7 protein-coding genes are annotated in these 7,118 nt (G+C 60.9%); 1 reads left to right on the plus strand and 6 read right to left on the minus strand.

Features of this window, described 5'->3' with window-relative positions; translation table 11 throughout:
• Positions 1–59 precede the first annotated feature (59 nt).
• A complete protein-coding gene (locus LAN64_06960; GenBank protein MBZ5567576.1) occupies positions 60–854 on the plus strand; it encodes a PilZ domain-containing protein in 795 nt (264 codons plus the stop codon).
• A gap of 106 nt (positions 855–960) precedes the next feature.
• On the opposite strand, the gene lpxC is transcribed toward LAN64_06960, so the two are convergent.
• The 6 genes from lpxC to gyrB all read right to left on the minus strand — a co-directional run bounded on the left by lpxC (position 961) and on the right by gyrB (position 6,700).
• Complete coding sequence (gene lpxC / locus LAN64_06965; protein MBZ5567577.1) at positions 961–1,860, minus strand: UDP-3-O-acyl-N-acetylglucosamine deacetylase; 900 nt, start codon at positions 1,858–1,860, stop codon at positions 961–963.
• 131 nt (positions 1,861–1,991) lie between these two features.
• A complete protein-coding gene (locus tag LAN64_06970; GenBank protein ID MBZ5567578.1) occupies positions 1,992–2,225 on the minus strand; it encodes a DUF1328 domain-containing protein in 234 nt (77 codons plus the stop codon).
• A 147-nt stretch (positions 2,226–2,372) separates the two neighbouring features.
• Complete coding sequence (locus LAN64_06975) at positions 2,373–2,642, minus strand: chorismate mutase (protein MBZ5567579.1); 270 nt, start codon at positions 2,640–2,642, stop codon at positions 2,373–2,375.
• Between the two features lie 273 nt (positions 2,643–2,915).
• Complete coding sequence (locus tag LAN64_06980) at positions 2,916–3,323, minus strand: DUF4349 domain-containing protein (GenBank protein ID MBZ5567580.1); 408 nt, start codon at positions 3,321–3,323, stop codon at positions 2,916–2,918.
• A complete protein-coding gene (locus tag LAN64_06985) occupies positions 3,209–3,892 on the minus strand; it encodes a DUF4349 domain-containing protein (protein MBZ5567581.1) in 684 nt (227 codons plus the stop codon). Before LAN64_06985 ends, LAN64_06980 begins: the two co-directional genes overlap by 115 nt.
• Before the next feature lie 174 nt (positions 3,893–4,066).
• Positions 4,067–6,700, minus strand: a complete 2,634-nt coding sequence (gene gyrB / locus LAN64_06990) for a DNA topoisomerase (ATP-hydrolyzing) subunit B (GenBank protein MBZ5567582.1) — start codon at positions 6,698–6,700, stop codon at positions 4,067–4,069.
• Between the last annotated feature and the right edge of the window lie 418 nt (positions 6,701–7,118).

The raw sequence follows: 7,118 nt of genomic DNA on the forward strand, positions 1-7,118 counted from the left end.
GTTTCGCGCCCGAACGCGCAAGAGCGACACGTTCGTAACCTGTTGCGCTACGCGAACGGTTGTCAGTTGCACTACAATCGGAGGTCGACACTGCCACTGGGGTGGCATACGAGATGGCGTTGCAGTCGCTGCTGTTGAGCCGTGACGACGATGTAATTCGCGTGTTGCGGCGGGTGCTGAACGACCTGGAGATTGACGTCGAGGTTTGCACCGGGCCGGACAAGGCGGCAGAGCAACTGGCCCGCAAAAAATGGGACGCCATCATCATCGACTGCGACGACGTGCACGGCGCCCTCGACGTGCTGCGCACCGTGCGTCTGACCACATCTAATAAGACCTCCACCGCCTTCGCCATCATCAATGGTGTCACCAGCGTGCGTAGCGCGTTCGAACTGGGAGCCAACCTGGCGCTGGAAAAGCCCATCACCGCCGATCGCGCCAAGCACAGCTTCCGCGCCGTGCACGGCATGATGATAGCCGAGCGCCGCCGCTACTACCGCCACCCGGTGGACATGGCGATTACCCTGAAATATGAGGACAAGAACAACCAACGCCATTTTGAGATTCTGGCCACGGCCATCAACCTGAGTGAAGGCGGCATGGCGGTAAAGCTGAAATCGCTGCCGCCGGACATGAAAGCGGTGGCGACGCTGCACTTCATTTTGCCCGGAACGCACAATTGGATTGAAACCTCCGGCACAATCGCCTGGGTCGACGGGGAATGCCAAGCCGGCATCCGCTTCGATAATCCGCCCTTCAGCGTCAGGGAACACCTGGCGCAGTGGTTCAACCAGAAAATGAATCCGGAAAAGAAACCGGTACCCGTACCGGTAAAACGGAGATTCTGGCAGTAGCGCCGGGCTTTCGCGTCACCCCGAGACATCGAGGCCAGCGAGCAGGACCCAGAATTCCCTTCCGTCAGTCTCGGTGATCTCCGTCTCCCGGTGGTCCAAGATGAGGTTACGTGCGGAGTTCGGCGGCCGGCGAGTACGCGGGTTCGGCGGAGGTTTCGTCGGTGGTTTCTTCCCACAACGTGCGATCGCGCAGCAGGCGTGAGACCAGCGCCGTGTGCATGGCGTGGCCGGCGCGATCGGCGACCACGCGTCCAATGATCCGCCGGCCGAGCAGCGCCAAGTCGCCGATCAGGTCCAGCACTTTGTGGCGCACGAATTCGTCGGGAAAACGCAGCGGACCGTTGACCACGCGGTCGCGCGTCAGCACGATCACGTTGTGCTCCGACGCGCCGCGGATCAGGCCCATGTTGCGCATGGCCTTTTCCTGCTCGAGAAAGCCGAAGGTGCGCGCGGGCGCGATCTCGCGGCGGTACTGGCCATCGCAGAGTTCGACCTCGAAGCTCTCGCGCCCGATCAGCGGGTGCGGAAAGTTGATGGCGTACGAAACCGAGTATCCCGGTGCAGGATACACCGCGATGAACTTGTCGCCCTCGCGCAACTCCAGTTCGCGCCGGATGCGCAGGTACACGCGCCGGCGGCGTTGCGTCTTTAGTCCGACACTGATCACCATGTCCATGAACGGGCGCGCGCTGCCGTCCAGGATGGGCAACTCCAGGTTGTCGAGCTCGACGATCGCATTGTCCACGCCCAGGCCGATGAATGCCGACAACAGGTGCTCGGTAGTAGAGATCAGCACGCCTTTCTTCATTAGGCTGGTGGCGTAGCTGACGCGGGCGACGTTGCGGCTGTCGGCCTCGACAAGAAAACCGTCGAGGTCCACCCGGCGGAAGACGATCCCGGTGCCTGCCGGAGCCGGCAGCAGGCGCATGTGCACCGGGGCGCCGGAGTGCAGACCTACGCCTTCACATTCGACCGCACTGCGGATTGTTTGCTCGTAAGCCAGAATGAAGGTTCCGGTCGCTCTCCGCGCGGGCACGTTAAGACAGACCCGCGTCCGCCTGGGAAGTTCCGATCTTCGTCTAACTATTTAACGATGAGTAGATTACATCGGAGGATGCGGAAACCGCTTGTGGCAAATTAACCACATCTGTGGGCATTTTGGACGCAACGCCAAGGACGGGACGCGTCGGTCGTGCTAATGCGTGGCGCGCGAAACAGGCTGCTGCCGAAGATCAGGGTCAGGACGAGCAGGATCAGGAACAGGGCCAGCAGGAAGCGCGCGATGGTGGCGAAGCCCGCAGCCAGGCTGGAAAAGCCGAGCAGCCCGAAGATCAGGGCGCAGACCGCAAAGATGATTGCCCAAGTGAGCATGCATGTCGTTAGAAGCATCGGCACGTGCGCGGGGTTGCCGTCATGAGACCCCCGGGTAATTGTCGAGTCGGGTAATCGGCTTGGCGGCTCGCATTGCTCTTGCGTTCACAACTACGCAATTACCCGGCCACCCGATTCCGCAATTTCCTATTCCGCGCCCGCCTGCACGCGCCGCGCTTCCTGGATGATGCTCTGGAAGATGCGGGTGATGGCGTCGTGGTCGAACGGGCCGTCGTTGCTCCGGCGGACGCGCTCCAATACCTGTTGCTCGCGTTCGGGATCAATGATCTCCATGCCGGTTTGGCGCTTTACCTTGGCCAGCTCGCAGGCCAGCTTGGCTCGGATGTTGAGCAGGTTGAGAAGCTGGCCGTCGAGAACGTCAATGGCGGCGCGCCAGTCAGATACTTGGGTCGACATTGTGGAGTCTCCTGAAAAAGCAAAAGCCGCGAACCCTGAGAGTTCGCGGCTTCGGTCCGGAATCTTTGCGCTAGTTGCTACGGAATGTACGCACAAGCTCCGCCGAAGCCGCCACTCCCGAAGAAGTAGCGGAACGAATAGGCGTAGCTAAATCGAGTGCGAGACATATGCGCGGGAGCATCATGCCTCGTCACAGGGGCGTGTGTCAACCGGTTTCCGTGAATCAGCCTACGCGCTGGTATGGCATACGCCAATACCACGCGCGCACGGAGTTTACGCCTGCGCCACTGATTCTTGAGCCTTTCGGGGAAACATTAGCTGTAAGGCGCGGCGCAGCACTGCCCATGCGGCGCGGGCGATCAACAGAACCGTCGCTGTCCACAGCGCGATGAGTGGCAGGTGCACGATCACCTGCACCATGGCGTCCGCATAGTCAGCTAAGCCGGACAGCACACTCAAGACGGCGAGCCTTGCCTGGTATAGCGGATGCCAATGCAAGCCCAGCACCACGGCTTCGGCAACGGTTCTGATGTCGACCGTGATTGCCGCCATCTCCACCTGGTGCGCTAGGTAACGCTGCTCGGCGTCGACTCGCTCGATCTCGCCACGTACTTCGCTGAGCTTCTCCGTGACGTGACAATGTCCTTGACTTTGTCCGCGCGTTTCAGAATCGCGAGGTATTCCGCCTCTCCGGCTCGCAGGTTGTGCAACCTGGCATCCCGATCGACGAGCGTGTGCGTGACGTCACGCGCGTCCGTCCTCTCCTGCTCTACGCCCGATGCAAGCTTCCGAATCTCGCGACGCGCTTCGTCGAATCGGCCCGCCGGCACTTGCAGCACCAACTGCGCCGCCTGTGAACGTTCCGTCCCACTCACGGTCGAACTCTGCACCGTGCCCGCGTAGCGCGTCGCCAACGCCGACAATTGTTCGACGGTATCGCCTGGGCGGGACGTCAGAATGCGCAGTGCCGCAGTGCGGACAATCTGCGGACTGTCGAATCCTCCGGGCACCCCGCCCACTATGCCGCCGCTGACGCTTAGCTTCGCGGCGGAACTCGCCAAGCGTTCAGAAACATGTTCCTGCGCCGTCTGTGCGGAGTACAGAGCAAGACCTGTCGCCGCCCGGTCGCGTACCGGAATAGGCCTTGTGTGCACAAACCAAAGCAGCGTGACGAGGGTTACGGCGGTGACCAGTGCCGCTCCGAATGGTTGACGATTTCTTTCCCACACCCCGGTGATTACGCCGAACATATGTGTGTCTCCTTTGTTCATAGACAAAACGCACTCGCGATTTGTTCCGAACATAGAACGGCGTGCCGGTCAAATGTTGCGGACTTCTTTACTGGAATGACATAGGCGAATCTTCGCGCCAAAAAGTTCAGGGCGGGATCCCTCCCGCCCCGCTGACTCCTGACCACTGACTCCTTAGATATCCAGGTTCTTCACATCCAGCGCATTCTCCTCGATGAACTTCCGGCGCGCCTCGACATCCTCGCCCATCAGCGTGGTAAAAATCGCCTCGCAGGCCTCGATATCTTCCGCCTTGACGACGAGCAGTGTGCGCCGCTCGGGGTCCATGGTAGTCAGCCACAGTTGCTCGGCGGTCATTTCGCCCAGGCCTTTGTAACGCTGCACGGTGAAGTCCTTCTTGCCCTCGTTGAGCACGTAGTCAAACAGCTCGCGGACGGTCTGCTTCTCCACCGGCTCGGCATCAACTTTGACACGCTTGGCGGCCTTGGGCGCTTTCTTCTCCGCCTTTTCCAGTTCGGCCTTTTCGGTGTCGCTGAGGTCTTCTTCTTTTTCCTTGCTGCCGTTGGCGCCCGCTTCTCGCGTCTTGAACTCGATGACGAACGGCGGCTCCATGTACTCGGCGATCTGCTTGTACTTGGCCATCATCTGGCGGTACTCGGGCGTGGAGGCCAGTTCCCATCCGATGAGGTGCTCGGCGCCCTGCGCGTTGACAAAGCGCACCTCCCAGAGATTGTGCTCGTCGTCGAACTTCGATTCGACGCTCTTGAATTCCTCTTCCTTGGCGATCTTCTTCAGCTCGCGCTCAAGTTCCTTGACCTTCTTCGGAGGCGCGCTCTTCTCGCCTTCGAAGTCGGCGCGTTTGGCGAGATCCAGCCGGGCCGCCAGCTCCGGCACTTTCTCGCTGCGCAGGCGGCGGCTGACCTTGTCGAGGAAGCCGATATATTCGTTCAGCGTGGTGATGAAGCGTGTCAGGGGCGCGCCTTCCAGCCGCGCGGCGCCCTGCCCGTAGCGCACGATGATGCCTTCCGAGGCGCGCTTCACCATGACGCGCACGAACTCGCGGTCGTCCTTGATGTACTGCGTGGACTTGCCCTTCTTGATGCCGTACAGCGGCGGCTGCGCGATAAACACGTTGTCGCGCTTGATCAGCTCATTCATGTGGCGGAAGAAAAACGTGAGCAGCAGGGTACGGATGTGCGAGCCGTCCACGTCGGCGTCGGTCATGAGGATGATCTTGCCGTAGCGCAGTTTCGCGGGATCGAAGTCGTCCTTGCCGATGCCCGTGCCCAGGGCGGTGATCATGGCGCGGATTTCCTCGTGCCCGAGCATCTTGTCGTAGCGCGCTTTTTCGACGTTGAGGATTTTGCCTTTTAGCGGCAGGATGGCCTGGAAGCGGCGGTCGCGTCCCTGCTTGGCGGTTCCGCCGGCGCTTTCGCCCTCGACCAGGAACAGCTCGCAGCGTTCCGGCTGGCGCTCGGAGCAGTCGGCGAGCTTGCCGGGCAGTCCGCCGCCATCCAGCGCTCCCTTGCGGCGGGTGAGATCGCGTGCCTTGCGCGACGCCTCGCGCGCGCGCGACGCCTCGATGGCCTTGTTGATGATCTTGCGCGCCACCGGCGGGTTCTGCTCGAAGAACGCTCCCAGGCGCTCATTGACGAAGGCTTGCACAATGCCGGCGATATCGGAATTCAGCTTGCCCTTGGTCTGCCCTTCAAACTGCGGCTGCGACAGCTTGACGCTGATCACGGCCACCAGTCCTTCGCGCACGTCGTCGCCGCTGAGATTTTCCTTCACGTCCTTGAAGAGGCCGAGTTGTTGGCCGGCATAATTGATGGTGCGCGTCAGCGAGGTGCGGAAGCCGGAGAGGTGTGTGCCGCCATCGACGGTATTGATGTTGTTGGCGAAGCTGAAGACGTTTTCCGAGTAACCGTCGTTGTACTGCAGCGCGATTTCCATGGCCACGCCGTCGCGCTCGGCTTCCATGTAGATAGGCCGGTCATGCAGCACAGTCTTGCCCTTGTTGAGGTGTTTCACGAATTCGGCGATGCCGCCCGTGTACTTGAACTCCAGCTTCTTGTTCTCCCCGGTCTTGTCGGTGGCGCGCTCGTCGGTGAGCGTGATGACCAGGCCCTTGTTGAGAAACGCGAGCTCGCGCAAGCGCTGCGCCAGGGTATCGAAGTTGTACTCGGTGGCGGTGAAGATCTCCCTGTCGGGAACGAAGTGGACTTTGGTGCCGGTCTTCTTCGCCGGCCCGACTTTCTTCAGTTTGCTGGTAGGCTCACCCTTGGAATAGCTCTGTTCCCAGGTGAAGTCATCGCGCTTGATCTCCAGGTTGAGTTCTTCGCTGAGAGCGTTGACGCAGCTCACGCCCACGCCGTGCAGGCCGCCGGAAACTTTGTAGGTGGAAGAATCGAACTTGCCGCCGGCGTGGAGCATGGTCATCACCACTTGCGCCGCGGGCAGCTTCTCGCCGTCAACATCCATGTCCTCAACCGGAATGCCGCGGCCGTTGTCCACTACGGTGACGGAATTATCGATGTGAATGGTGACGTCGACGCGGTCGGCATATCCGGCCAGCGCCTCGTCCACCGAGTTGTCCACCACCTCGTAGACCAGGTGATGCAAGCCGAGCTCGCCGGTCGATCCGATGTACATGGCGGGGCGCTTGCGCACCGCTTCCATGCCGCCCAGCACTTTGATGGAATCGGCGGTGTACTCGCCATTGCCGTGGTTGGCGCTGCCGTTGCCGCTCTTTTTTTCCGCCTTCGCCTCGTTTGCCAGCGCGGCGTTCAGGTTCTCTTTGCTCGCCATTGATCTCCGAGTTTGGGCACAATCCGAACGCTGGACGCGCCCGCTTTCGGGCCGCCAAAATTCGCGTCAAACTATTGAATTTACTTGCACTTAGTCGCCGCCCGACCTGTCTTAATTCTAGCATAGAAGTGGCCGGATTTGGCGGCAAAGATGGCCCGTAAATCGCCGTGGAACAGCAACTTACGGGGCTAAGATTTGGCGGGCCAGGCATGCCGGCGATCATGCTTCAACCACAGCCGCCGGACGCGGTAAAACGTGGCATGGCTCGCGATACCAAGGCTAGAGCGGATTCATGGTTGCTGTACCCTGTAGCCGCAGTGGCGGAACCAAGCGACAGCGTTGTCGGCAGTAATCGACGAGATCGCTTCCGCAGCGGCCTGTTCCAGGGCTTCCGCAAGTCGTGCTTTGGCACTGCGGA

The organism is Terriglobia bacterium (assembly GCA_020073185.1).
Lineage (GTDB): Bacteria > Acidobacteriota > Terriglobia > Terriglobales > Acidobacteriaceae > JAIQGF01.